The 24,965-nt window shown below is 25.3% G+C and carries 24 protein-coding genes and 8 pseudogenes; 13 read left to right on the top strand and 19 right to left on the bottom strand.

The genetic code is table 11. The annotated features are described in order from the left end of the window. A pseudogene (locus HNQ06_RS04935) lies at positions 1 to 758 on the bottom strand (type I restriction endonuclease); the annotation flags it as partial. A gap of 574 nt (positions 759 to 1,332) precedes the next feature. Then, positions 1,333 to 1,525, bottom strand: a pseudogene (locus HNQ06_RS05890) (helix-turn-helix domain-containing protein); the annotation flags it as partial. Between the two features lie 152 nt (positions 1,526 to 1,677). Between HNQ06_RS05890 and HNQ06_RS05895 the strand changes: the two are divergent. From HNQ06_RS05895 to HNQ06_RS04960, 4 genes and pseudogenes are all read left to right on the top strand, one after another. Next, entirely contained in the window at positions 1,678 to 1,842 is a 165-nt protein-coding gene (locus tag HNQ06_RS05895; protein ID WP_425486283.1) for a hypothetical protein, read from the top strand. Positions 1,843 to 2,105: 263 nt separating this feature from the next. After that, the gene (locus HNQ06_RS04950) at positions 2,106 to 2,939 is read left to right on the top strand and encodes a complement regulator-acquiring protein (protein ID WP_184107842.1); all 834 of its coding nucleotides are present in this window, start codon (positions 2,106 to 2,108) and stop codon (positions 2,937 to 2,939) included. A 161-nt stretch (positions 2,940 to 3,100) separates the two neighbouring features. Then, a pseudogene (locus HNQ06_RS04955) lies at positions 3,101 to 3,238 on the top strand (complement regulator-acquiring protein); the annotation flags it as partial. Positions 3,239 to 3,918: 680 nt separating this feature from the next. Then, positions 3,919 to 4,086, top strand: a complete 168-nt coding sequence (locus HNQ06_RS04960; protein WP_184107844.1) for a hypothetical protein — start codon at positions 3,919 to 3,921, stop codon at positions 4,084 to 4,086. A 338-nt stretch (positions 4,087 to 4,424) separates the two neighbouring features. Here the strand turns inward: HNQ06_RS04960 and HNQ06_RS05695 are convergent, their stop codons facing one another. From HNQ06_RS05695 to HNQ06_RS05700, 3 genes are all read right to left on the bottom strand, one after another. Further along, entirely contained in the window at positions 4,425 to 4,682 is a 258-nt protein-coding gene (locus tag HNQ06_RS05695) for a P52 family lipoprotein (RefSeq protein ID WP_343056772.1), read from the bottom strand. 228 nt (positions 4,683 to 4,910) lie between these two features. Further along, the gene (locus tag HNQ06_RS05945) at positions 4,911 to 5,033 is read right to left on the bottom strand and encodes a hypothetical protein (protein ID WP_418909583.1); all 123 of its coding nucleotides are present in this window, start codon (positions 5,031 to 5,033) and stop codon (positions 4,911 to 4,913) included. Positions 5,034 to 5,071: 38 nt separating this feature from the next. Beyond that, complete coding sequence (locus HNQ06_RS05700; protein ID WP_246343386.1) at positions 5,072 to 5,371, bottom strand: chromosome replication/partitioning protein; 300 nt, start codon at positions 5,369 to 5,371, stop codon at positions 5,072 to 5,074. Positions 5,372 to 5,986: 615 nt separating this feature from the next. Here HNQ06_RS05700 and HNQ06_RS04975 point away from each other — a divergent pair. Beyond that, positions 5,987 to 6,160, top strand: a complete 174-nt coding sequence (locus HNQ06_RS04975) for a hypothetical protein (protein ID WP_184107845.1) — start codon at positions 5,987 to 5,989, stop codon at positions 6,158 to 6,160. A 131-nt stretch (positions 6,161 to 6,291) separates the two neighbouring features. Further along, complete coding sequence (locus tag HNQ06_RS04980) at positions 6,292 to 6,495, top strand: hypothetical protein (RefSeq protein ID WP_184107846.1); 204 nt, start codon at positions 6,292 to 6,294, stop codon at positions 6,493 to 6,495. A gap of 53 nt (positions 6,496 to 6,548) precedes the next feature. Here HNQ06_RS04980 and HNQ06_RS05795 read toward each other — a convergent pair whose 3' ends face one another. From HNQ06_RS05795 to HNQ06_RS05020, 10 genes and pseudogenes are all read right to left on the bottom strand, one after another. Then, a complete protein-coding gene (locus tag HNQ06_RS05795; RefSeq protein ID WP_281382043.1) occupies positions 6,549 to 6,683 on the bottom strand; it encodes a plasmid partition family protein in 135 nt (44 codons plus the stop codon). A gap of 427 nt (positions 6,684 to 7,110) precedes the next feature. Further along, positions 7,111 to 9,328, bottom strand: a pseudogene (locus tag HNQ06_RS05900) (Eco57I restriction-modification methylase domain-containing protein). Positions 9,329 to 9,850: 522 nt separating this feature from the next. Next, on the bottom strand, positions 9,851 to 10,072 hold the full coding sequence (locus HNQ06_RS05800) for a hypothetical protein (RefSeq protein ID WP_281382044.1): 222 nt from the start codon (positions 10,070 to 10,072) through the stop codon (positions 9,851 to 9,853). Next, positions 10,069 to 10,194, bottom strand: coding sequence for a hypothetical protein (locus HNQ06_RS05805; RefSeq protein ID WP_281382045.1), 126 nt, complete (start codon positions 10,192 to 10,194; stop codon positions 10,069 to 10,071). The genes HNQ06_RS05800 and HNQ06_RS05805 overlap by 4 nt, the downstream gene beginning before the upstream one ends. A gap of 176 nt (positions 10,195 to 10,370) precedes the next feature. Then, complete coding sequence (locus tag HNQ06_RS05810; RefSeq protein ID WP_281382046.1) at positions 10,371 to 10,535, bottom strand: hypothetical protein; 165 nt, start codon at positions 10,533 to 10,535, stop codon at positions 10,371 to 10,373. Positions 10,536 to 10,960: 425 nt separating this feature from the next. Next, positions 10,961 to 11,658, bottom strand: a pseudogene (locus tag HNQ06_RS05905) (SIMPL domain-containing protein). A gap of 228 nt (positions 11,659 to 11,886) precedes the next feature. Further along, positions 11,887 to 12,516: a chromosome replication/partitioning protein gene (locus HNQ06_RS05005; RefSeq protein ID WP_184107848.1), complete on the bottom strand. Its 630-nt coding sequence runs from the start codon at positions 12,514 to 12,516 to the stop codon at positions 11,887 to 11,889. A gap of 96 nt (positions 12,517 to 12,612) precedes the next feature. Further along, positions 12,613 to 13,368 carry a ParA family protein gene (locus tag HNQ06_RS05010; RefSeq protein WP_184107850.1) on the bottom strand — a complete coding sequence of 252 codons (756 nt, stop codon included), beginning with the start codon at positions 13,366 to 13,368 and terminating at the stop codon, positions 12,613 to 12,615. Then, the gene (locus tag HNQ06_RS05015) at positions 13,341 to 13,907 is read right to left on the bottom strand and encodes a DUF226 domain-containing protein (RefSeq protein WP_184107852.1); all 567 of its coding nucleotides are present in this window, start codon (positions 13,905 to 13,907) and stop codon (positions 13,341 to 13,343) included. The genes HNQ06_RS05010 and HNQ06_RS05015 overlap by 28 nt, the downstream gene beginning before the upstream one ends. Continuing rightward, entirely contained in the window at positions 13,900 to 14,877 is a 978-nt protein-coding gene (locus HNQ06_RS05020) for a plasmid maintenance protein (RefSeq protein ID WP_184107854.1), read from the bottom strand. Before HNQ06_RS05020 ends, HNQ06_RS05015 begins: the two co-directional genes overlap by 8 nt. A gap of 421 nt (positions 14,878 to 15,298) precedes the next feature. Between HNQ06_RS05020 and HNQ06_RS05910 the strand changes: the two genes are divergently transcribed. Further along, a complete protein-coding gene (locus HNQ06_RS05910; protein ID WP_184107865.1) occupies positions 15,299 to 15,547 on the top strand; it encodes a plasmid maintenance protein in 249 nt (82 codons plus the stop codon). 697 nt (positions 15,548 to 16,244) lie between these two features. On the opposite strand, the pseudogene HNQ06_RS05915 reads toward HNQ06_RS05910, so the two are convergent. Continuing rightward, positions 16,245 to 16,732 (bottom strand): annotated as a pseudogene (locus tag HNQ06_RS05915) (P13 family porin). 221 nt (positions 16,733 to 16,953) lie between these two features. Between HNQ06_RS05915 and HNQ06_RS05920 the strand changes: the two are divergent. From HNQ06_RS05920 to HNQ06_RS05735, 3 genes and pseudogenes are all read left to right on the top strand, one after another. Beyond that, positions 16,954 to 17,067, top strand: coding sequence for a hypothetical protein (locus HNQ06_RS05920; RefSeq protein WP_418909580.1), 114 nt, complete (start codon positions 16,954 to 16,956; stop codon positions 17,065 to 17,067). A gap of 64 nt (positions 17,068 to 17,131) precedes the next feature. After that, the gene (gene eppA, locus HNQ06_RS05925; RefSeq protein WP_418909579.1) at positions 17,132 to 17,311 is read left to right on the top strand and encodes an exported protein A EppA; all 180 of its coding nucleotides are present in this window, start codon (positions 17,132 to 17,134) and stop codon (positions 17,309 to 17,311) included. Positions 17,312 to 17,598: 287 nt separating this feature from the next. Continuing rightward, positions 17,599 to 18,393 (top strand): annotated as a pseudogene (locus HNQ06_RS05735) (RNA-guided endonuclease InsQ/TnpB family protein); the annotation flags it as partial. 129 nt (positions 18,394 to 18,522) lie between these two features. On the opposite strand, the gene HNQ06_RS05045 reads toward HNQ06_RS05735, so the two are convergent. Together HNQ06_RS05045 and HNQ06_RS05050 are read right to left on the bottom strand one after the other, a co-directional pair. Beyond that, a complete protein-coding gene (locus HNQ06_RS05045) occupies positions 18,523 to 19,497 on the bottom strand; it encodes a hypothetical protein (protein WP_184107856.1) in 975 nt (324 codons plus the stop codon). Between the two features lie 319 nt (positions 19,498 to 19,816). After that, positions 19,817 to 20,284, bottom strand: a pseudogene (locus HNQ06_RS05050) (P13 family porin). Between the two features lie 1,241 nt (positions 20,285 to 21,525). Here HNQ06_RS05050 and HNQ06_RS05060 point away from each other — a divergent pair. The 3 genes from HNQ06_RS05060 to HNQ06_RS05070 all read left to right on the top strand — a co-directional run bounded on the left by HNQ06_RS05060 (position 21,526) and on the right by HNQ06_RS05070 (position 23,578). Continuing rightward, positions 21,526 to 21,996: a plasmid maintenance protein gene (locus HNQ06_RS05060; protein ID WP_343056774.1), complete on the top strand. Its 471-nt coding sequence runs from the start codon at positions 21,526 to 21,528 to the stop codon at positions 21,994 to 21,996. A gap of 585 nt (positions 21,997 to 22,581) precedes the next feature. Next, entirely contained in the window at positions 22,582 to 22,737 is a 156-nt protein-coding gene (locus tag HNQ06_RS05065; protein ID WP_184107857.1) for a hypothetical protein, read from the top strand. A gap of 454 nt (positions 22,738 to 23,191) precedes the next feature. Continuing rightward, positions 23,192 to 23,578, top strand: a complete 387-nt coding sequence (locus HNQ06_RS05070) for a DnaB-like helicase C-terminal domain-containing protein (RefSeq protein ID WP_184107859.1) — start codon at positions 23,192 to 23,194, stop codon at positions 23,576 to 23,578. 476 nt (positions 23,579 to 24,054) lie between these two features. On the opposite strand, the gene HNQ06_RS05075 is transcribed toward HNQ06_RS05070, so the two are convergent. Beyond that, the gene (locus HNQ06_RS05075; RefSeq protein ID WP_184107862.1) at positions 24,055 to 24,624 is read right to left on the bottom strand and encodes a hypothetical protein; all 570 of its coding nucleotides are present in this window, start codon (positions 24,622 to 24,624) and stop codon (positions 24,055 to 24,057) included. Positions 24,625 to 24,965: the final 341 nt, after the last annotated feature.

Raw genomic sequence — 24,965 nt, forward strand, 5'->3', positions numbered from 1 at the left:
ATTTTAAATACTATAGAGTCGTCCGGTTTTTCATAAAGTATATCCCTTAAGGTTTTTTTAATCACCTCTTTTTCTTTAGCTATCTTTTCTTTTTCAACTTCTATTACATTACTTCTTTTTGAGAATCTTTCTTTTTTTATAAGATAGTTAAAAAAAGAAAACCAATCTTGTTCTTTGTAGCTTTCCTCTTTATTAACTTTAGAAAAATCAAATTCAATATATCTTTTTTCTCCATAAAGCACCTTTGATTTATCATAAAGTCTCCATACCTTTCCATTTGAAAGTATTCCATAATGTTTTTGATATTGGTTTAAATATCTATAAAGTTGATCTTCCGCTTCTTTTACTTTGTCCTTAGCCTCAAAGTTAAAAGAAGGTCTTTTAACTTCTACTATAAGTAAGATATCTTCAGTTGGAATGGGCTCATTATTTTTTTTAGCTTCTTTTGATTTTTTATTAAAATTTATCCTCTCTTTATCACATTCAAAAAGTAATATATCTACTCTGGACTCTACTCCGTCTATTTGACCACCTTTCTGTTGTTCTACTGAATAAGATAATTCTTCAAATATGGATTTTAGTAAAGATTCTATATTTGCTTCTGTAGAATTATCATCTATGGTTTGAATTTTATTTTTTAAAAAAATAAAAAAGCTTTTTACTTTGCCAGTATCTTCTTTTTTTATAAAGTCTTTTGATAACTCCTTATAAAGAGATATATTTGGATCATTTGTTTTTACAATGTCATTGGTTTCCATTATTTTATTTTATCATTTATAAACAATTGAGCTAAAAAATTGATTATTTGCTTTATACAGGCAGCGCGATTATATTTCACAGAGAATCCTAATCTTAGGGTATAGAATATTAAGTGACCTATAATCGCACTGCCTGTATAAAGCTGGCTCATTTTAGAACGCATCACTTGAACAATTGTATTTATATTATTTTTTATAAAGTTAATTTCTTCTTATATATTTTCTTGTAGATTATTTTTTAATCAAAAAGACACAAATTGCCACAACAAGTTCCAGCATAAATTAATATTCTTATCTCAACGCTAAAGTACATAAACAGCAAATATTCGAAATATACAAGAACAATAAAAGTCGAAAACAACTACTATAAAAATTTGAGAGTAAATTCTGGAACTGAAATTTACCATAAACTTAATTGCTCTAAAAGGAATATTGCCTTAAATTAAGATAATACCTTAAAGAAACAAAATATTTTAATTTAAATCTATAGTTAACAACTACCCAAAATACAAATTTACTAAAGAGGGAAATGTAGATTTAGGGATGATAAAAGCAAAGAACTTAAGACAAGATTAGCATTACAAAGAGCTAAACTATCAACTTCCTTTAAAAATAGGAATTCTTCTTTATATTTACTTGGATAGCTAATAAGACTTTGTTTATTTTTTCATAATAATCTTTTTTAGCACTTAACATTTTGTTATACAAAAATCTTACACATCTAAATACTTTTGAAAAATTTTTTTTTGATTATAGTTAGGATACATTATATTATTTTATAATATTTATACCTAACGTATATATGTCACAGAAGCTAGCTTTTAATAATCGCTGTGTATTTAATTAATTATCACCTAGTATTACCCTAAATATCAACCTCTAAATTCATCAACAATCTAAAAACAGTATTTCAAGGCTTATAAGAAAAAAATATTCTACGTATTTAGACAAGTATTACTTAAAACCTTATTTTTGGTCTAGAAGTTATTGCCTTATCTCTACTGGAGAAGTTCTATTGATATCATCAAAAAGTATATTCAAGATCAAAATAAATCTATTTATTAGCAAATTCATCTCCACCTAAATTTCATAGAAATTATAGGTGGAGAATTTTTTGTTATTTTTAGTTAAATCCAAACAAATTGTTGCACTTAATATTTTAAAAAGAGAAGAATGAACTTCTATTTTTAAAATTCATGCAATCTAAACCAAACTAAAAACATCAATATAAATTAAATTTTTAATATCAAATAAGCTTAATATTATTTGACAATAATATTAAATTGTAATATTATTATTTTGGATTAAAATTAATATTTAGTAATTCAAATTTATAAGGAGAATATTTTGAAAAGCCCTAAATTAAATATTATTAAGCTTAACGTCATTACAGCAATATTAACTTCAATTTGCATATCATGTGCGCCTTTTGGCAATGTTAATCCAAACAAGCTAAAAAATCCTACCACCTCTAAAAAACTAAAAAAAACAAAGCGAAGCAACAATTCTAGAAATCTAAAAAAAACAAACAGTCACACCAATTCAGAAAATTCAGCAGAAAATAACCAAAATCTTGAAAATGAATCTCAAAATTCAAAATCTTCAAATCAAAATCCTCAAGAAGAAACTGCAATCTCAAAATTAGAAAACATTGGTAAAGATGTGGAAGCTCAAGAAAAGGAAGAAGATACACAAATAGCTAAAATTAATGATACTCAATATGATTTCTTAGAGACTTTTAAACTTCAACAAGATGATATTTTTATGCATAATACAAAAATGAAATTAAAAAGAATAATTTACCCATCCCTAAATTACGATACAGAAAAAATATTGGCATTAAAAGAAATTCTTGAAAAACTTGATAAAAATCCTAAGAACCGAAGAATAGCTGGTAAATTTCTCGAAACATCAAGGGATATTCAACTTCAACGAGAAGATATGCATTTAAAAAAAATAAAAGATGCATTACGCACTCTAAGTAAAGAAAAAGCCGAAAAGTTGCTACAACATGTAGAACGTGATTTAAAGATAAAACAAAACTTTGTTAAAACCTTAAACGCAACCATTGAAGCTTACAATAAAAATTCTGGTAACATTAAAACAGATGTTGAAGCGCTAGCAAACCACATAAAAGAGAAATACTTCTATGCTCTTAATCTACTCAATCAAGCTGATTAATCTAAACAAAAATTAATAAGTTACACTTGATATTTTTTAAAAGAGAAGTTAATTCTTCTCTTTTTTTATTCGTACAATCTAAATCCACGCTAAAAACATGCAATAGAAATTAAATTTTCAATATCAAATAAATTTGAATTCAAATTTATAAGGAGAGCATTTTGAAAAACTTTAAATTAAATATTATTAAGCTTAACGTTATTACAGCAATATTAACTTCAATTTGCATATCATATGCACCTTTTGGCAATGTTAATCCAAAACCAAATAGCAATACCAATCCAGAAAATAACCAAAATTAGAATTTAGATAAGCTTTTCGTATAAATTTTTTATAATTTTCAGTATTATACTCATCGGCAACTATGTTCAATATTCCTCGAATGGCTATAAAAGGAATATTGAAATTATAGGATAGGCTATGTGAACTGCCGATAAATTTTTCCATATCTATTTAATGATGCTATTAGATTAATATTTGATAAGTATTCAAATTTATCAAAAGAAAAATTAAAACTTTTTATTGATGAACGATGAAAACTGAATAAGAAAAGCAAAGGCAAAAATAATGGAAACAAAAATTCAGCAATTAATATAATTCAAAATTGATAAAGTTGTGTGGCATATGCGGTATCTTAACTCGTTGATTTAAAAGCATTGGCATTGAAAACCAAGGTAAATTGTTTTCCCCCTTTTTTTCTTTTTGTGTACATGAAAACAAAAATCTTTACAAGTTTCTTAAGCATTATGTAAAATATTTAATTAAAAATATAATAAAACTATATTGAAAATAGAAAAAAATTGACGGAAACATTATTCTTAATGGGGCGATTAAAGAAAATGGCAAAATTAAAAATCTTCTAGAAATTAAAAAGGAGGATATTTCCAGAATTAAAGATATAATTCAATACGAAGACGGGTTTAAGGCTAAAGATATTAGAGATTTCAGCGATTCTAACAATATTATAGAAAGTAAAAATATGGAATTCACTTTTATTAAAGTATTAGAATTTAAAAAACATGCGCATTTGGGACTACCTTTAATTACCATAAATGCTGACGGCAATCCTCCCAACTGTTATAAATATTTTTCTGAATCATATATAATAAAAGTAGAAGATTTATTAAAAATAATCACCAACTTATAACATAATATAAGACACGTCCACAAGTAATAGCCCTACAGGTGTTCTTTTACTTGTGGACTTCATCAAAATTTTTTTTATTAAAAAAGAGATTTTAATTACATCCAAATCATTGTATTATTATCTTAATAAGATAGAGCACAACAATTTTAAATTACAAATTATGCATTATATTAATAATAATCTTAATTATAAATTTTCCTTTATTTTCTAAAATTTTTGATAAATCAATATGTAACCGCCATTAAAATCAAAATATAGGACAAGTCTACAAATAAAAAAATCATCCCAACTTTTCACTTTCAAACTTAAAAAGACTTTATTTAGAATTAAATTATTTCTTATATACAATAATAGAATATGAAAACCTTATTTTCAAACACATTATTACCCAGTTTTATTTTAATTTTACGGAATAGGTTGATTAATTCTTTAGATTTTGAGCCCAGATTAAAAAAGAACCTATTTAAAATGTTTTGGGTTGCAAGTGGAGACAATGAAGATATCGGCTCTACATCATTTTCCATATCTGAAAGCGACTCATAACGCTTATAAATAAGCTTTTTCATGTCTTTTAAAACATAAATTTTCAATAGCATTTAATTTTAAATAGGTAGATGTGTTTCCATTATATATGGAAAACATATCAAAATTTCTTTTCTAAACAATAAAAAAATTGTTACTTTTGAACTTTAAATTACTTGCTAAAGGATTTAAATGAATTTATTCTAACTAGCTTTTTTTATAATTCTATTGTTTATTAGATATACTAGTTTCTTATTTTTTACTATTTCAGTAATATAATTTGCTTGTAATTTTTTCAGAATTTACAAACTCTTTGCAACGAGTTTGTGCATATTCTTCAAATTATCTCTACTTACATTTAAATTTTTTTGCTTTTCTATTATTTTCCCAATTAAGTCTTTTTCCTTTTCAAACAACTCACACATTAAAGTTCCCAAAAATTTATCATTTTTTTGTAAAAAATTTAAGCTTCTTCTTTTTCAACTCTGAAATCAATTCTTTTAAGTTCTTTTTTCTTAGATTTAGTTTTATTTAACTTTTTCTTATTTTGATTGTTAATTTCCATTAAAACTCTATTAATTCCATTTTTAAGAATAAAATTCTCTTCTAAAATACTTTTTTCCATAGCTAAAGCTATTTTTAAGTAAAAATATATTTGTCTTCTGCCAATCGCCACCGTATAACTTTCAGTAAATGCCTTGAAAGCTTTGTATCTATCAAATTCATAATATTTTTTATCTCTAATTTCTTTCAAAATTTTCATGGCTGCTATTTAATAAAAAAAATAGTTTTTTTTATTAATTTCAAATAATTTTCTTTTCTTCGTTATATCTAATAAGATTTATGTTAGACGATTTTACACTTTTATCAATTTCACTAGAAATGATTCTTTCTCTTAAAATAATATTTTTCATTTTTATTCCCTATACTTTACTATGCAATTCTTGCAGTCTCTAAAAATTTCTTTAATATATTTTTATATTCTTCAATATAATCCTTTATTAAACAAAATTGGAAGAATTTTTTGCAACATAAATTTCAAAAACTTAAACAAAATAAACACTTATTAATAAAATTTAAAAAAATAAAAACCAATATTAAATACAAACTCAAATAGCTATAAGTTAATTTTGGTTTTACAATAACTAACAATAAAAACGCATTAATGAAAAAATAGAAACATTAAAATTCTAAATCTTCATTGCCCATGCTATAAAACAAAATTTAATAAATAGTATTTATTTACTAATAATTAATAAAATAGTGCATTAATATTGCATTTATTAAACATTGTATTATTTTTTAATAAAATAACTTAAGGGGTCATTTATGAATAAAACAATGCTTATTATTTGTGTTTTTTTACATTGATAAGTTCTTGCAAAAATTATGCAGATTAAAACAAGGTGTAGATAAAAAAGTTAAAGGATTTTTAGATAAAGAATTAATGCAAGGCTACGATCCTAATAACAGCATGCTTAACACGCATCCAATAGATCATAAAGAAAATAAAGAAAATAAAGAGAAGAAGATGTTGATGATAATAAAATAAAAAAAGAACTTAGAAATGCTATAGAAAAGATAAACAAAATCCTTAAAAATATAAAAGATGGAATTGATTTAACAAATAGAGACGACATTAGAGATAAAATTGGAGACCCTACATATGACTTATATCAAGAAATGACTAATAACTTTGACGATGACCTTGAAGATGGAAGAGCCCTTATCAAATTATTGGGAAATGGTGGGGATCCATTTAATACTGTAAATGTACCAAACACAATAGATAAGGGCAGAGGTTTTGAAAGTAGTTTAGAAAAATTAAAAAGTGCACTAGAAAGCATTAAAAGTTCATTTAAAGAAGCAATACAAGTTGCTTACTAAAGATTATTGTTTTAAATCTTCATTGTTCATGCCATAAAACAAAGTTTTTTATTTTACTTTTTTTCATTATTATATTTAGTTGCAATATCAAACAAAAAATCTTTTCTACTCTGAACAAGTTCTTTTAAAATATAATATGTTCTTTTTGTATCTTGTTTTACAAACTCATATGCTTCCTTATCTATCATAAAAATTCTAATGAAAATATCATTATTGCCTAATTTGCTTATATTTCTATTTAAATCTAAGTCTTTTTACTGAACATATGCTTTTTTATTTTTTCAAGTCCTAAAACAATAAAAAAAGCATAAAAATGATATAAACACAGGTAATTAATAGTAGCCAAATAAAAATAAACTGTTGGCTTCTTTGTACCCGGTAAATAATGATCTATAATTAATTAAATAAAAAAATAAAATTTTCTTACCTTAAAAGTCAGATAAGTATGTTTGATTATTAAAAGAATTTAAAGCTATGACAAAAGATTTACATAAAAAAATTGCCATTTTTGCAAAAAGCCACTTAATTATACAAACCAAAAAATAAATTTTAACAAGACTAATAAAAAAATTGACTAAACAGTCTTTCTTAATAAGAATAAGAAGTAAAAATAGTTCAGCCCACTAAACAACTTTTATTTTGACATGCTCTCGCGCCACTTAATTTAGTTTTACAGAAATTCTCATGCCCCTCTATTAAAGGTAGATATATCTTTCTCCTTTTTTTTATCTTTTAACACCTTAAAGTCATTAAGTAAAATCCCAAAATCTTCTTTGGTTAATAAATAAAGACTAGCTACAATAAAGTCTTTTTCTTTTTCTTTAAAAACCTTATCTTTAGCATCTAATTTTAGTAGGAAACAAGGTGCTAATTAATCATGTTTTTTCTATCCATACTGTTTGCAATATCTCTATAACATATTCTTTGAGTTTGACATCGATCATCTTTGATTAATACTTTTTCTAAGTCCTCTTTATCTATCCATAGTAATTTAGAACTTTCTTTTGCATCTTTATCTTCAAAAAATCTTAAATTAAACTGACGAATATTAGCTCCAGAATAAAAAAATACAAAATTTTCATTGTTATATTCTTTTAATAAAAGTTTATTCTTAATATTAAGCCCTCTTTTAAAATTAATATATTTTTCACTAAGAACACTAAATTGACTTAACATTTTTTTAATTAAGCTTAATTCTTTATTATCTTTAAATTCTATTATTGATTCCTGAATAGGAGATAGTTTTTTAATTTGATTTATATTCAATTCAATCCCTTTATAAGGATTACATTTCTCATCTTTTAAATCATCAGTTATTTCTTTAAAATGTTATTACTATTCTGAATCCTGAACTTTACCCTAAAACTAGATGTGGGGATTTTGCTATTACTAAGTCGAAATACGGTGAATTTAAAATTAGAATTCACATCTTTAAATCTTTTTTGATCTTCAAATTGATAAATATAATTAAGTTTATAGTTAACAAATATATGTTTTCTTAGTACTCTAAAGCTATATTGATTCCAGAAAACTGAAAGAACTAAATAAATTAAAATACCCTTTTCTTTTATTAATTTTAAATTACGTGCAACAAGGTATCTAAAAAGATTTAGATAACCACCACTAGCAAAGTCTTTAAAATTACTCTTATAAATATTATTAATATTGCTTATACTATTTTTTTCTTCATTGTATTAAATATTAAAAAGATGATTATCTTTGTTAAGTATTTTTTGCTTTATGCTATTTTGTTCTTTTATTCCTAGTTTTCTGTAACTAGGAATATTCTTTGAAAAACCCTCTATTTCATTAAATTTGGTTTTCTCCCATGGGGGATATTTCCAATTACAATATCAAATCCTTCCTGAATATATGGAAACTCAATTCCATAGTGGAAAAATTTATAGTAGCTACTTAATTTTTTAATTTTATCTATTTTTTCTTTATTTTCACTAGAAGTTTTATTATCTAAAATATTTTCAACTAAATTAATTACAGCTATAAATCACTAAATTCTATATTTAGTGATTTATCAAAAGATAATAAATAAAGTTTAATTAAAGAAAATATTATTCTTAAATTATTTATATCTTTTCCTTCCTCAAATTCCTTGTATATCTCTCTTAAGTTTTTTTTAATTATCTCTTTTTCTTTGGCTATTTGTTCTTTTTCAACTGCTATTATATTGCTTGTATTTAGGTATCTTTATTTTCTCACAAGATAGCTAAATACAACAAACCATTCCTGTTCTTGATACTCTTCTTTTTCTTTAATTTTAGAAAAATTAAATTCAATGTATCTTTTTTCTCCATAAAACACCTTTGATTTATCATATAATCTTCACACCTTTCCATTTGAAAGTATTCCATACTGTTTTTGATATTGATTTAGATATCTATATAGCTGATCTGCTGCTTCTTTTACTTTATCTTTAGCATCAAAATTAAATGCTGGACACTTAACTTCTGCTATAAGCAAAACATCTTCGACCGAAATATGCTCATTATTTTTTTTAGCTTCTTCTAATTTATTATTAAAATCTACATTGTCTTTATCATTTTCAAAAGCAGTATGTCTGCTCTAAACTTCACTCCTTATATTTGTCTACATTTTTGTTGCTCCACTGAATAATTTAGTTCTTCAAATATAGATTTTAGTAAAGACTCTACATTTGCTTTTATTGAATTATTATCTATGGAAGAAAATCTATTATTAACAAAAACAAAAAATCTTGCATCTTCTTAATATTTTCTTTTTTATAAAGTCTTTTGATAGTTTCTTATAAAGAGACATATTGGGATCATTTGTTTTTTACAATGTCATTAATTTTCATAATTTATACTTAAGCCTCGTTTATATTGTTTGTAAATCTTTTTTAGCTTTTATTAATAATCAAAACATGTCCAAAGATTAGGTTTTGATTAAAAACCTAATCTTTGGACAAATAAAACAAAATTTGTTTTTAATATTTATTTAAATATACTAACTTTATCTCTAGAATAAGATTACTCAAGTTTATTTTTAGCTTTTTCTCTATATTTCTCAGCAAAATCAATTTCCAAATCTTTTACTTTTTTAATTCTTGTATAATGCTTACAAGAATTAAAAATCCAAACACAGCACAAATAACAAATGTTTATTTATATAACTGTATCCATAAGTTTACGTATACAGTTATATAAATAAACTATTTTAAAATAAACAACTTTCTCAACTTCAATAAAAAACAAGTAAACACAATAAAACAAGCTTAAACTAAGCATTACTAGCAAATCTTCACATAAAAAAATTTCAATCTTCAAAAAAATTTAAATAATTATGGATTATCATAGTATACTCAAGTGGTATATTATCCTCATAAAAGCAATACCAAGCCAAGCGCAAAAACCTTTCTACTAGACATCTGAATAGCGCCTGATCTTCTTAATTTACCTCCAATAAAAATCTCTTTATCCATAAATTCAAAACTAAAAATTAAATCAACAACTATATCTTTATTAATATCTCCTTCAAAAGAAACAATCACTAAAGCACCTCCATAAGACAAATCTTTGACTATGCACTTATACTTTTTCATATTAAACTTGAAAAAACTTTATCAAAATCAATTTTTAGTCTTCTAATAGAATTTTTATCAACAATAATCCTCTCATGAATTCTCTGATTTTGTTCAAATTTTAATTCAAGAAGTTTTCCCACCTTAAATAAGGATCTCTTCTAAAATAGAAGTTGAAAATTCAAATTTTAATAAATTATATTCTTTATCTTTCAAAGAATAAGAAGAAAAACTCAACAATTTTACAGGCAAAAGGGGATAAAAATCCAAACTCTTATTAGCATTTTGATTTTTCCCAAGTTCAATAGAGCCTAAATTTTTATTTTTTTAGAACCAAAGCTAAAAATACAATAGTATCTTCTTTAAAAATAAGCATAATATAAGCTACAAAAATAGAATATATTATTCCACATACAGAATAAGTGTCTATTCCCATATTAACAATATTGCTAATATTCAAAAAATTATTTATCTCTGCGTTCAATCGGCCGCAAATAAACTAAAAGTAATATCAATGCAAGACCCTCAAGCTGAAATTAAATCTGCAAAAGCTGGTATAGAAAAACCCCATTTTAGAGAAATACAATTAGAAAAAATTAAGATTTAATTTTTTCTAATTGTAGAAGCTATGAATTTAATATGACTTTAAATAAACTCAAACATTTTAACTAATTAGCTAAAATTAAAAGGTCTCTCCATCTATAATTTAATTGCCAAAGCTTATAAATTTAGGTGGAAATATATTTTCCAATATGACAACATATAAAGTAAAGAAATAAAAGTATTAAAGCTAGGCTTGTAGATCATGCAATATTGGGTGACACAGTTCTTATAATCTAAAAAGCTGTCATGGAATAAAGTTGAAAACTATTTCTATAATTCTATTTATAAATAATAGTTAACTAAACATCAATCCAAATAATAAGAAACAGTTGCAACGATCCTTAATATTTTTTTTGGACAACACTCATGGGCGCCTAAGCTTCTATCAATAGGAAGAAATTCAAAATATCCTTGATTTGCATTTTTAATTTTCCCTAATTTTGAACTTGAATGTTTTGCAAATTCCAAAGCTGCCAATTCTGCATTTCTAATTGAATCTGCTAACATTTCGGGTTTTATATCATTAATATTGTCAAAATAATATCTTGGCCCTCCGCCATTACTAATTAGTATGCCTTGATCATAAAGCTCAGCAATATTTTTTTCTGCCGCTTCCATCTTCTCGATATTCTTTGTATGAATAGTTAAAGATATATATATGCTCTATACCTATAAAGAGCTTCTTTATAGGTCTCTTCATTAAATTCCATAAATCCCATTTTTATATTATCTTCGCTAAATCCATGTTTTAAAAAAAATTTTTTAATCCTAGACAAGTTTAAATTATTTGCTTTATTAATATCATTAATAGTATTACCAGTCAAGCTATATCTAAACTCCCAAAGAGAAGATGTTGATAAAATTTATTTTTCACCAAGACCCTTAACTGTAATATAATTTTCATTTTTAATACCAATATTTTTTATTCCGTGAGAAATTATAATTGATAACATAAATAAAAGTAACGAAAATAACAAAAAATATATTTCTTTTCTCCTAAACATAGATTATATTTCCTAAAAGGAATAATAAATATTATATTAAAATTGATGCATTTAAATTTATTTAAATATAATACTTAATATTAATAAATCCAAAGACATTTTAGAAATAGCAGTTCATAATCTAGTATGACACAAAAAAAGCCCCTATGGGCAAATATTTTACTACTGAAAACGGAGAGAGAAAGGTTCTCTAACCTAATTTAATAATAATATAATATAGAATTATTATCAAGAGTTCATTTTTTTCTTTTTATCTTTTTTATAATTTTCATACTCAATCATGATATCTGATAAGATGTTTTTTTTATCTTTAATGAGCCCCTCTAGAATAAAAGATATTCTTTTAGTATCTTTTTTGCAAAAATCATAAACCTCTTTATCTTTAATTAAAATTTTAATATACATATTTTGACTATCACCATCTTCTCCCATATTTTTTTCAATCATATTTTCTTTATATACATATGACGAGTTGTTCTTTAGTATATTTTTATATGCAGCTACAAACCCCATTTCCTTAACTTTTTCAATAGAAATAACCCCTTCTAAAACTTTCTCATAAATTTTCAAATACATATATGCTTGACTTTTGGCAATTACATAAGACTTTATAAACTGCTTAAAACTTTTAAAACCGTCATATTTATAAAGTTCTTTTTGCTTAATTTTGTGTAGAATTTTCATTCTTTGAATTTTATTATTAATATCGGATTTCAAATTTAATTTTAACTGTTCTTTTAGTTCGTTATAATTTCTAAATTCCTCATCTTGATTATTGTCTAAATTCAATTCTTCGCCTGTAGGGATTTCAACCCTTTTATATAAAGTTACATGCTTTTTATTTTCTTTTTTTCCCACTCTTCTCTCCTATTTTTATATAATTTTATGATAAAACAACCTGTCCGATATCGGACAACTCTAGACAAGCAATATTATAATTAACAAAAATGTTAACTATAAAGAAAAAATATTTTTTAAAGTATCTTTTATTTCTTTATGATACATTTCTTTTGCAGAGGGTTCTAATCGTCCGTTTATAAGAACTTTTATGCTATTTGAAAAATGGATCTTGCCTTTAATATATTCTTTATATTCTTTATAAAGCAAATCTTCCACTTCTTTTATCGTGTTTCGATTTTTTATAAACTGGTTCTCTACGATAGAAATGTTGTATATTTTCTTTCTAAATTTTGTAATATCATTAACTGCATTAATCAAAATGGTAAAACTTTCTATTGACCATATTTCTACTTGAACTGGAATTATAATATAATCCGTAACATTTAAGGCATTCTTTAAGAGAAAATCTAAACTAGGGGGAGTATCTATTAAAACATAATCAAAATTATAATTTTGCATATTTTCATTTAAATGATGTTCTAAAATAATTTCTTTATAATCAATGGCTTCTGAATTAAATCTTCCCAAAATGGGGTGAGAAGGAATTATAGATATATAATCATTAATTTTCTTAATGCATTCATTAAAATGGAAATCTCCTTTTAACATACTGTAAACATTATATTTCTCAATGTTTGAAATATATCTATTAAAATAAGAGGTCAAAGAATTTTGCGGATCTAAATCAATTAATAGTACTTTTTTGCCCAATTCTTTTAATACATAAGAAAAAAGTATAGAAAGTGCACTTTTACCGACTCCTCCCTTAATTGAAGCCATTGTTATGATATCTGATTTTTTAATATCCATTTTTTTAAAATTCCTCCATCTGGTAATTTTTTATCATAAAACTTGTATACCTTGCTTTCCATTTTTTCTAAATGATTTAGCGTAAACTGATAGTATTCGGTATTTTCTTTTTCATTTTTTCTCAACAAGGTTCTTAAAGATAATAAATAAGACTTAATAGATCCTTTTTTAAACCTAAACTCTATGTGATATAGTTTTTTTATTGCATAAATCTTATTATCTTCTTTTTTAAGAAAAAAAGGTCTTTCGAGACGATCCCATCCATATTTTATTCCTAAAAATTTATCATTTTCTTCTAATGCAAAAAGATTGAAAAAGTAATAATCTTTATTATTATTATTAAATTCTTGAAAGACAAGTCTTAATCTTTGTTTTTTGTTAGTAACCTTAAAATCAATTAAATGTTTAAATATTTTTGTGTAGTATACTTTTTTGTCGTCTATTTTTTCTATTTTACTAAAAATGTCTTTTTTAATTGAAATTTTGCTGATCTTTATTGAAGCTTTTTTTTGTTTTAGTTTTTTAAGCAATCTACTCAAATTTTATTCCTTTTGTCAAAATGTTAGCTAAAATATCATTAGCTATTACACCAGCATGTCCAGAGAAGCTAGTTATTTTATTTGCTTTCCATTTAGTAGTATAAGTATCTTTAAATTCTCCTGCAAGAACGTAGAAATCGGTTTTATAAGGCGCGGTTTTTCTCATAAAGTGGATTTTATGTTTATAAAGGTTTAGTTTAGATATGAAAAATTCTTTAATGTCTTTCGCCTCATAATCATATCTTAAATAATTTTTAAAGTCTTTATAGTTTAATAACGTATTTTTTAGTGTTTTAATTGGTTCTTTGGTGTTAGAAATTATTGATTTAATTCTTTTGAAGAAAGATTTTTCTATAGAATTCTTATTATTTATATTTATAAATTTTTTATTATATACAGTGATATTTTCAGTGATATTTTCAGCGATATTTTCAGCGATATTTTCAGCGATATTTTCAGCGATATTTTCAGCGATATTTTCAGCGATAAAAGACCCTTTTCCTTTCTTTAAATTATCTTTTTCTTCCTTTACTTTCTTAATTAAGTCTGCTTTAGTGCTGCTAAAATATGCATCAATCAATTTGTGTGCAATATGTGACGTTTTATATATACAGAGTTTTCCTTTAAATTCTCCAAAGTTATTTGAAAATGTTAGGATTCTTTTTTCTAATGCTTTTAGTTTAACTAAAAATCTTAAATCTATTCTTAGAGTATTAATTGTAGTTTCTTTTTTATTTTCTTTATGTATATTTGAGTTTAGTACGCGAAGTATATCTCCTTGATGATGAATTCGAAGTTCTTTTACTTTTTCAGAAGTAAAGTGTTCTTTATTAATTGAGGTGTTGTATTTTTTTTCAAACTCTTTATTTAAGTAAATAATAACCGAAATAATTTTTTTCAGCCGGCAGATTTTACTAAGTAGTTTGTTTTTATCGGTTTGGTGGTTATTGTTAGATATAACTGATTTCATTTTTCATCTCCATTTTCAGTGTATTATTATTAATAATAACTTTATTATATTCAAAACATTTAATTAATTTCAATGCATAATTAAATATTTTATTATTTTTTTATTAATTTTTTGTAAACCATTGTTTCTATAATCTTTGATTTAGAAATAATGGTTTACAAGGCGGTTAAATATTGTTTTATGTTATAAATATAATATAAAACATACATCCTTAAGGAGATAATAAAATGAAATTAAATTTATATACCCGCAAATATCAACCCAAAACTAAAAAATTACTTCCAAAAAATAAACGCTTAAAAAATAGTTAGCATAATAAATTACTTTAATATTAAGTCTGAAGAATTATATAGAATGGATATTCATAAAGTTTATTTATAGATGAAAAAATAAAAGAGCTTAACATTCTCAGCAGACAAATATACTAAATATATTAAATTCGTTCTTAAAAAAATTAGGATATAAAGATACTGCACTTCGAACTTTAAGAAAAAATTTAAGACTTTTAATTCGTGATCATATTATAGAAAGGAGGATATTAACTTTCCAAAATAATATAAATCAATTTAAGGACAAACTTTTTATATATAAAGTAAAAAGTAATGCATATAATTTAATTAATTCCTATTTTTCTAGTGTTAAAATATATTTAATTAAAATGAAGACATAAAAACCCCCTTAAACCCTACTGAAAATGTAACTTTATATATAAAAAACTATTAAAATATAAAAACAAAATCCACCTCATGCAAAATCAACGAACCATACGAAATAGCTTTCTACGTTCTTGCAGGAGTATTTAAGAATACTTATAATTCTTCTAAAATGGAAACAGAAGGAAAACAAGCCCACAATTGATTACTTGGCTATTATATAAGGGTAAAAAACTGAATTCAGTGTTATAAAAATTAAAGAAGCAAGGAAAACATATAAGAAATATAGAAAGCAGTGAAAATAAAAAACAAAAAAGTATCTTCAATAATTAGTATAAGCATATGGTAGAAAAATTTACTACACAAAAATATTCAAACACGCAATTGATTTTAGAGTTGTTAATAAAGGACTAAGACGAACTTTTAAAAAATATAATGAGATTGAAAAATCTACTATTTCTAAAATCTTTTAATATATTAAGAATATTAAGGTTTAATAAAAAACAAAGCAAAACATTTAAGTAATTACTTGTAAAATTCAAAAAATTTTTGTACAACCATTAATGATTATATTTTCATATTAGTACAATCCTAATTGTCAATTTAAAACCCAGCAATAGATTTTGTTGATCGCTTTTAAATTTAAAGTTTTCAATAAAGTCTATTTATTATTAGATCGTAAAAATTATTGTCTTATATTTATTTAATAATTTTTTAAAACGACAGTTGGAATCTGTTTATTCCAATATCAAAATTGTTTTCAGAACCCACAATCCCAATGCCGAGTCTTTTTTAAAGATTTTCATTATGTCTATTTGTAAATGTAAATGGAATAATAAGCGAGGTTATGCAGAATGCTATAATTGTGCATATTTCTATTCCCGATATTGCGGGTTTGGGCATTGCTATTGCTGGTTTGTCTGCTGTCCGACTAATAATCGCTCTATTTATCCAAAGCTTTCCTCATAATAATTGGTATTCAAGCACTGCTCCATCACCAATATAATCACCTTGGACAAAGGATCCTATTCTAAAAGGCAAAAAGAAATTCAAAAGCCATGGCTCGACTACGGGTGTTTTTTCTCTTTAATATTTAATTATTGCTTCCCTGTCCCCACACTTTTTTCAATTTTATCTTGTGCAAAGATTTGTATTGTTAAACCAGAAATTAATATTAATGTTAATGTGAAAATTTTTTTCATATTAGCATTACCCCCTAATAACTAAGTTTTGATAATTAAATATTAGGGCAATTTATTATTTGTGCTGTTATTACTGATAAATAGTAGATACTAAAACTAGGGAGTATGATATGAAAAAAATAAGTTTACGCTACTGCTGCTACTACTATTATTATTGTTATTGTTATTTAATTTAAATGTCCATATGGATAAACTTACAAAAAAGAGTGTAGAAGGTAATTATGCAAAAGCTAAAAAAATTTTCTAAAGAAGATTTTAATTTCATTAATAAAAGGCTAGATAATTATGATTTTAAAGATGAGTATGATAAAAGCATTTTTTTACCTATGCCCTAGCAATTAGAGAGCGTTTAAGAAAAATTGTTTAAAGAAAAAGTGTATTTTTAGATACTCTTGATTCATGTGTTATATTATAAAAAACAAATTACTAACTCCTGGAATTTCAGGCTTGCATCTTGAGGCAATAATTTGTCTTATAGATGGTGAGCCGGCTCGAATTTTTTATTATTTAATACAGATAGATTCTGATAAAATTGATTATACTGAAAAATATGGAGAAAAGGCTAGAGATAGGTTTTAAAAATTTTATTCTAAGGATAAAGTAAATATGGTCAAACAAATATTAAAACAAATTTTAGCCGACTTGCCCAAAGATTAGTTTTTTTGTTCTAGACACTTTAGATGTTATGTGCTATGATCCAATTTCTTATATAGAATGCTTAAAACCTTTTTCCTAATTTTTTCATAAGATTGGAATGCTTTTTTTGTTCAAATCTGCTTAGCATAGTAAAACTATTCAAATAATATTGAAGGAATAGAAATTCGTCCACTTCAAAATTCCACAAATTTAACTGATATTTAATTATCAAAACCAATAATCAAAAAAAATCAATAAGAATAGAAAATGATTATATAAAGCTACCTAAAACAGGGTTTGTAGATTTATTTCTACATAGGAACATTAAGAGCAATGAAATTATTAAAAATGTAGTGGTAGAAAAAGATACTTATAATAAATATTATATTTCAGTATTGGTGGAATGCTTAGATACTAAAAATAACAATAAAGTCAAAGATGATATAAAAAAGAGGTAGTTGGTATTTATATCGGTGTAAGGCATTTTTAGTAAGTAGTGAGGGTGAGAAAACTAATCACTCTAAATATTTGCTAAAAAATGAAAATAAATTTAAGAAATGCCAAAGAAAACTATCAAAAAAACAAAAAGGCGCTATTAATAGAGCTAATCTAGATTAATAGGCGTTAAGCTACATAATAAAATTTCATATCAAAGAAAAGATTTTTACATAAATTATTTTATTACTTTATAGCTAATTATAAAAACATAGTAATAGAAAACTTATCAATTAAAGGCGTGTAAAAAGGAATGTTTGGTAAAAGTATTAAGATTTAGGATGGTATGAGCTTGTAAGACAATTATCGTATAAATCGGAGTGGTAAGGATCTCTTTCCATAAAGTAGATAGATATTTTCTATTAAGGAAACTATGTAGTAATTATGGTATTAAAAATACAGCTCTAAAATTAAGTGATACTAGGTAGAGTAGTAGTTGCAGTGCTTTGCATGATAGAGATATAAATGCAAGCCCAAATCGTAAGGTCTGTTCTTATAAAGAAATGAAAACTAAGGCAAGAATTGCTTGAAGCAAAGCTTGTGGATCATATTTTGATGGATGTCTGTTCTTGTAGAACTTAAAAAGCCATCATGGAAAGATACAAGAAGCTATTTCTGTAATCTTTAATTATAGAAATAGCAGTTTATCTGTAGTATAATTATTTATACTTGATTATATTCATAAAAACCAATGGTTCTTCGGGGGTTATAGCCGGTTTACCATGTCTGACATCTTTAGATGGATTTTCTTTAATGTATTGCAAGTAATTTATTCCTTCCCATTGTTTCACTAAATTTAAATAATAAGGAATTGGTAGTGCGCTTGATAAATAGTCAGTTCTAACGACATTGGCAATTCCATCTCGAATTCTATAGTCTAATAAGGGGGTGAGACTTGAAAAAACTATAGCAGACACAGCTTCTGAAAAATATGGTGTTAATTGTGTAGCGTCTTCGGGTTCTTGTTGTAATGCATTAAGAACTGTATTTACAAATTTAGTGATTTTACCCCTATCGTCCAATATAGTGTTAGATATTTTGCTTTCTAGATATCCACTGAGATTTTTTAGTTTTATATTGCTAGTATCTGCTCTGTGAATATTTTTTATTGTAGAATCAAAAAACCTATAATATCGTCTATTAATGTTGCTGCTGGTTCGTTCATGATGGTTAACTCTGTATACTAGAAATCCTTGAGGAGCAAGATCGTGCGCTCTTATCACTATTTCTAATTGTCCTAAGTGTGGACCACCAAAGTGGGGTGTATGTATTGCTATTGTAAAAAATGTGCTTTCATTGGGCGCTTTTGTATAGTAAATATAAGCGGGTGGTTTTGAAGGCAAGCCATGTTGGTCTCTTTGGCTTTTCATTACTTCATAATTGAAAAAATTAGTACTTTCTAATAAATCCGCTTTATAAAGAGCTTCATGCGCAGATCTAATGCTGTCTAAGAACAATAATCCAGAATGAAAGTCAATATTGACTGTCGTAGTTGGAGTTAGTTTTGGACTATCCGCATCTTCTAAATAGTTCAATACTTTATCCTGTTTATTTTGGCTGTCTTGGCTACAGGCCGCAATAAAAATTAAAAATGTTAAAAATACCATAAAAGGGTATTTATTTTTTGTTTTCATTTTATTTTCCTTATATCATTATTTAATCTAATGATATAGTTTAATTATATCATTAGATTAAATAAATTACAATTTTTTAAAAAGCTTAATCATTTATCAATGATAAATGATTTTTAGCTATTTTATATGTTTATTTCCGATTGATAATAATATAATGATAAAAGGGATAAGAGCAACAACTTTATTAATGTTTTTTCACTTTCGTTGATAAGCTTAGGAAGAGATTGCTCACATTAATGCTCCCTTCTTAAACAAATTGATTTTTAATATTAGATTATAAAAGTTATTGTTTTTCATTTATTAAATAACTTTTATTAAACTACAGCTGGAATCTGTTTATTTTAATGTCAAAATTGGGTTCAAATCCCGCAAGCTCAATGCCAAGTCTTTTTTTAAGATTAGCATTGTGTCTATTTGCAAATGTAAATGGAATAATTAGTCCAGCTATATAGGGCTGTAATCGTTAGATATCCTATTCTCATTGGTGTGAATCCTATTGCTGTTGCTGCGTTTTGTGTTTGTCCAACAAACATTCCAGTTATCACAAGCATTCCCCCAAGTACCTGAGATCCAAGTAGTGCACCACCGCCAATATAATCTCCTTGAACAAAAGATCCTATTCCTAAAGTTACAATCCCATTCAAAATGAGTGGTACAAGTGCGGGTGCTTTTTAGCTTTCATATTTCATTATGGTTGCAATATCCCCAACACCTTTTCAATTTTATCTTGTGCAAAGATTTGCATTGTTAAACTAAAAATTAATAATAATGTAAAAATTTTTTTCATATTATTACCCCCTAATAATTAAGTTTTGATAATTAAATAGTAGCGTAATTTTTAGATTTTATTTTTGGAGATGAATTTATTATTAAAATATCATTTGAATTACTTTGCTGTGCTAAGCAGATTTTAATGTAGGGTTTATGAAGTTTCCATTAAGCTCTCTTAGATTTGAAATTATGCTGTCTATTTCTTTTTGTACGCCAATTGTATAATGAATTGTTTTGATAACTTTTTTGAGGTTCAACTTCTTTTGGAAGCATTTCTCTGCCTTATTATGTCGTTTATGCGTGTTAATATACGTCATCAGATAGTTTTTTTGTGTTGTGGGTAGCATGGAGTGCAATGAGATTGGTTTGCCCCAACCGATAACGCTTTTGATCGTATCCTGATTTTGCTCTTTTCGTATTCATTATTATTGCTCACATTAAACCCCCGAATATCTTTTTTACTGCTTTTAAAGCGTTTAGTTTGGCTGTTAGCTTCTCTTGTAAAAAAGTTTGTGTAAATTTAAAAATTTTTCTTAGAGCTCCCTAGCATTACTTATATATTTTAAGCCTTCTTTTAATAAGTCTACTTTTTTTTATAATTTTTAAATTCAATTTCATCGATCCTATTGTTAAGATTTGAGGCGCCTATAAGAAGTGAATTTGTTGTTTTTTTCTATTACAAATAGTTCACAGTCCATTACAAATAATAGTAATAATAATATAAAAAATAATTTTAACTCTGTTTATCTTTTGCGTTAGTTTTTCCTACATTCAATAATGAAAATTAGCACAATATCACAAACAATACCAATTCTTTGATTAAATTTTTGATATAATGAGAATAACTTAGATAGTATAAAACCAGTTTAGTCTACTTATTAACTTAGATGAGTATAAAATGGTTTAGTATTGCAGCTCTTACTGTGTCATTAATTAACAGCTTTTTCGAATAGAAGTTACAATTAATTTAACCCCTTGAAAAATCCCAAATATTTTAAGCTAATTGAAAATTAAGGCTACAGGGCCTCTTTAATAGCATTTAAGCTCTTGAGGGGGTTTGCATTTAAATCAAAAAAAAGCATCCTTAGTTTATGAAAGTCGTAAAAACTAAAATCAATAAAGGAGCCTATTTTGATTTTACAAAAAGAATATAATAATAGATTATTATATAACATTCAAATTGTCAAGAATTAAAAAAATATACTAACTAAAAGAAATTCTAATCGTAGACTTAGTTCTCATCTTCTTAAAAAAGAAATAGAATGCCAAAGACTATTAAAAGTTTCATGGGTTTTAAAAGCAAAATACGACGAATATATAAAATCAAAAAAACTAAAAACATATCAACTTAGAGATATAATCACTGGTTTAAATTCAATACTAGCAAAACACAATAATAAACCAGTCGCTAAAAGAATAATACAAAAAGATATCAAAAAACTTATAAAAATAAATTTGGTAGTTTCATTTTCTAAAAGTTTGGGAAAAGACAATGGGGGCTTTTTATTTTACAAAATAAATAATAGTATTTTGCAAAATAAAATAGCAATTATAAGAAACTTTATTGAAAATGAAATTAAAGAATATGTGCAAGATAAAATAATAGTTTCTATTTTCAAAAAAGAAATTGGCAATCTTACTTTTTTAAGGTCTAATTCACCACTATCGAATTCTATACTTCTATATAAATATAGAAAAGACAATAATAAGATTAGGAATTCCCTATAGAAAATTTTTCTATAAAAAAAGAACAAAAAAATACTTTAAATGTGGCAAAAAAAGATAAAAAAATTGATCCAAAAAAAGAGAAATTCAGGTTTAGCTATAAAAGAAGTTTTGAGGAATATCAAAAAATCAAACTAACAAAAAAAAATATAAAATTCTACCAAACTATTTAATTGAACTAGAGGAACATTTAAATAACTTAACTACCCGCAAAAAATACATTGATTAATCTTGAGTGCTATATTAAATACCTTATAAAGTAATATGATATTAAAAGATATATTAAAATTATACATAGCTAAATTCAAATCAAAGTATAAGAGCAAAATATGGTTTATAAGTCCCAATTTCAAGGGTAGTGACTTTTTAGATTTAGTAGGTGAATTTAAAGATAAGTACGAGATTATGTATAAGTAAATTGATAAAAACTTTACTTAAAAAATTAATCTCAAAATAGATAAACCTATTATGTTTGAAGAATAAAAGGGTTATTTTGTTGAAAATGGAATTTTTCATAAAGTTGAGTATAGTATCTCTGTAGAGTATATTTTAAAGGAGCTTTGCGGCTAATTAAGGGGATCTCTAAAAATGAAAAATGAATTTTTTATTAAAGATGTTTTTGAAAAACGTTGCCTTTTAAATAGAGATTCGGAAAGTGCTGTAATTGGTAGTTTGCTAAATAACACGGTTAAAATTGAGGAAGTTTTGCTTTATTTAAACCCCACAATTTTGATTTTGATATAAATAATAGAATTTTTGATTGTTACATGCAAAAGGTGTGCCTATTGGCCCTGTTGTAGTGTTGGATACGAGCTTGTAAAAGATAAAAGTTTTGGTAAAGTCTTAAGGACTTTTGATATCAATAATATGTTGAGATTATATCAAAAGATACTTTAGTTGGTTCTATAATAGAAACCCATATATTCGTATTATAAAGGAATATAGCATAGGGCGTGAAGCCCTTAGCGTTGCTAACGCTATCATTAGAGATGCTACAGATAAATCAATGGATTTAAAGAATATTTTTGATAACGCACAAAATAAGGTAAATCCAATTGAATTAACTTATAGAAACAAAAATTTAGCACATGTAAGTGATGTCATAAAAAAAGTTGAACATGATGTTTAAAATGAAAATTTGATTAAAAAAATTGCATAGAAAGTGGTTTTAAGGGCCTTGATAGAATTATACAGGGGTTTGGTAAATCGAAAATTTGTAATAATTGGAGCATGGCCTAGTGTTGGTAAAACGGCTTTTGTGCTTGACATGGTAAATAACATATGTGCTAGGCAAAATCAGAGTGTTAGATTTTTTACACTTGAAATGTCAAGCAAGTCTATTGTAAAGCGACTTATATCGCTTAATTCTTGCATTATTGAATATCACAAACCTCATAAGCTTAGTGGAAAAAAAACGAGCTCATTAGCTATAATAAATCAATTTCTAAAATTGTCAATTTTCCTCTTTACATTGAAGCACAGAATTCATGAATTAAGGGCTCAAGCTGGGCAAATGAAAAGAATTTATGATATTCAACTTATTTTCATTGATTATATTGGCTTAATTATCCCCGCATCAGAATAATATTCCCTGTTTTGAGCAGAGAGGAGCTGGCTTCATATTTGAAAGCCGTGCTATAGTACACTTGCTTCGGAGCTTAAAATCCCAATGGTAGTTTTATCGCAACTTAACCAGAAGTTGCCGAGGGTAGGGACCTTAGTTTGTAAACTTTAAGGGAATCGGGGGAGAGGTATTAGAGTAGGATGCAGAATGTTGTTGTTGTATCAAGAAAGTGAAGGGGATAGGTGGTATAATAACATTTCAATTGACTGCACTAAAAGTGATAGTTGCTGCTAAAAATAGGAATGGGCCTATTGCTACTGTAACTATGGACTTTATACCTAAGTTTACTAAATTTATAGATAGATAATAATAGAATAATATGAATGTTTATAAAGTTTATAAGCATAGAATACACACATATATATTTATATAGTGTATGTCCCCCGCAATATTATTGGGTGATAACTTTTAGTTTTTTTCTAATTTGTAAAGATTTTTTATAAATTACTAATAATTCTTAACAAATTATTACCGTCTATTATGTAGTTGTTATGATAAATACTACTATCAGTAGATTGAATAATGATAGGCATTTGTAAATGTACGTATTCTATATAATTGCTGATATAAATAGAAAATTCTTGTTCTTTATTGGGTTGATTTTCTCTAATATCTTTAGCCTTAAAACTTCCGCCATATTGAATTGCATCTTTAAGTTGAGAAATATTCTCTTTTTGAATTTCTAAAAGCTTTTTAGTTTCTTTACCATTTTTTTTAGTTACCTCATTAATGTTAATTTTTCCGTCAATCTGTTTTTCTATTTTCAAGATAGTTTGAATATAAGTTGGATAGTTGAAAGGCGAATTAGGTGAATTAGCGCTGGTGATGGTGCGCGTATCTTTTAGTGCTTGAATTTCGTTTGAAAATTGAATATCTGTTTGAGACCCATTTGCTAGATATTTTACTATTTTTTCTTTATTTGATATGCTTAGTTGATTATTTTGATCAGAATTACTTAAATTGCATGAAAAGATTAATAAAATAATAAATATTGATAATTTGTTCATGAATATTTCAACTCCTTTTAAGTTTGTAAAACCTGAATATGTATATAATATTATAAATATACTCGGGTTTTTTGATTTATCAATTGAACTTATCAATTTTTATTTTAATCTTTAAAAAAGATAAGATAATAGTTTTTGATACTTTAATTCAAAAATTCACAATTTGGGAATTTAAGATTTTCGAGTTAAATTTTCTTCAGATTTCCGGGTTAAATTTGGTACTTTTAGATTAAGTGTTTAGTTATTAGGGTTAATCTTTAGAGATAAAATATCTATACTAGTTAAAAATTATATATATAATTTTTAACTAGTATAGATATTTTATCTCTAAAGATTAACCC

It is taken from the genome of Borreliella lanei (genome assembly GCF_014205895.1).
In the GTDB taxonomy this organism is placed as follows: domain Bacteria; phylum Spirochaetota; class Spirochaetia; order Borreliales; family Borreliaceae; genus Borreliella; species Borreliella lanei.

Bases quoted from the DNA above. Each gene is read 5' to 3' on its own strand.
- HNQ06_RS05020 (WP_184107854.1), bottom strand. From the start codon at position 14,877: ATGAAATCAGTTATATCTAACAATAACCACCAAACCGATAAAAACAAA.
- HNQ06_RS04980 (WP_184107846.1), top strand. From the start codon at position 6,292: ATGACTAATAACTTTGACGATGACCTTGAAGATGGAAGAGCCCTTATC.
- HNQ06_RS05795 (WP_281382043.1), bottom strand. From the start codon at position 6,683: ATGATAGATAAGGAAGCATATGAGTTTGTAAAACAAGATACAAAAAGA.
- HNQ06_RS04960 (WP_184107844.1), top strand. From the start codon at position 3,919: ATGGAATTCACTTTTATTAAAGTATTAGAATTTAAAAAACATGCGCAT.
- HNQ06_RS05045 (WP_184107856.1), bottom strand. From the start codon at position 19,497: ATGAAAACAAAAAATAAATACCCTTTTATGGTATTTTTAACATTTTTA.
- HNQ06_RS05945 (WP_418909583.1), bottom strand. From the start codon at position 5,033: ATGTGTGAGTTGTTTGAAAAGGAAAAAGACTTAATTGGGAAAATAATA.
- HNQ06_RS05075 (WP_184107862.1), bottom strand. From the start codon at position 24,624: ATGAACAAATTATCAATATTTATTATTTTATTAATCTTTTCATGCAAT.
- HNQ06_RS05700 (WP_246343386.1), bottom strand. From the start codon at position 5,371: ATGAAAATTTTGAAAGAAATTAGAGATAAAAAATATTATGAATTTGAT.
- HNQ06_RS05065 (WP_184107857.1), top strand. From the start codon at position 22,582: ATGAAAAATGAATTTTTTATTAAAGATGTTTTTGAAAAACGTTGCCTT.
- HNQ06_RS05695 (WP_343056772.1), bottom strand. From the start codon at position 4,682: ATGCTATTGAAAATTTATGTTTTAAAAGACATGAAAAAGCTTATTTAT.
- eppA (WP_418909579.1), top strand. From the start codon at position 17,132: ATGTGTTATATTATAAAAAACAAATTACTAACTCCTGGAATTTCAGGC.
- HNQ06_RS05920 (WP_418909580.1), top strand. From the start codon at position 16,954: ATGCAAAAGCTAAAAAAATTTTCTAAAGAAGATTTTAATTTCATTAAT.
- HNQ06_RS05010 (WP_184107850.1), bottom strand. From the start codon at position 13,368: ATGGATATTAAAAAATCAGATATCATAACAATGGCTTCAATTAAGGGA.
- HNQ06_RS05800 (WP_281382044.1), bottom strand. From the start codon at position 10,072: ATGAAAAAGTATAAGTGCATAGTCAAAGATTTGTCTTATGGAGGTGCT.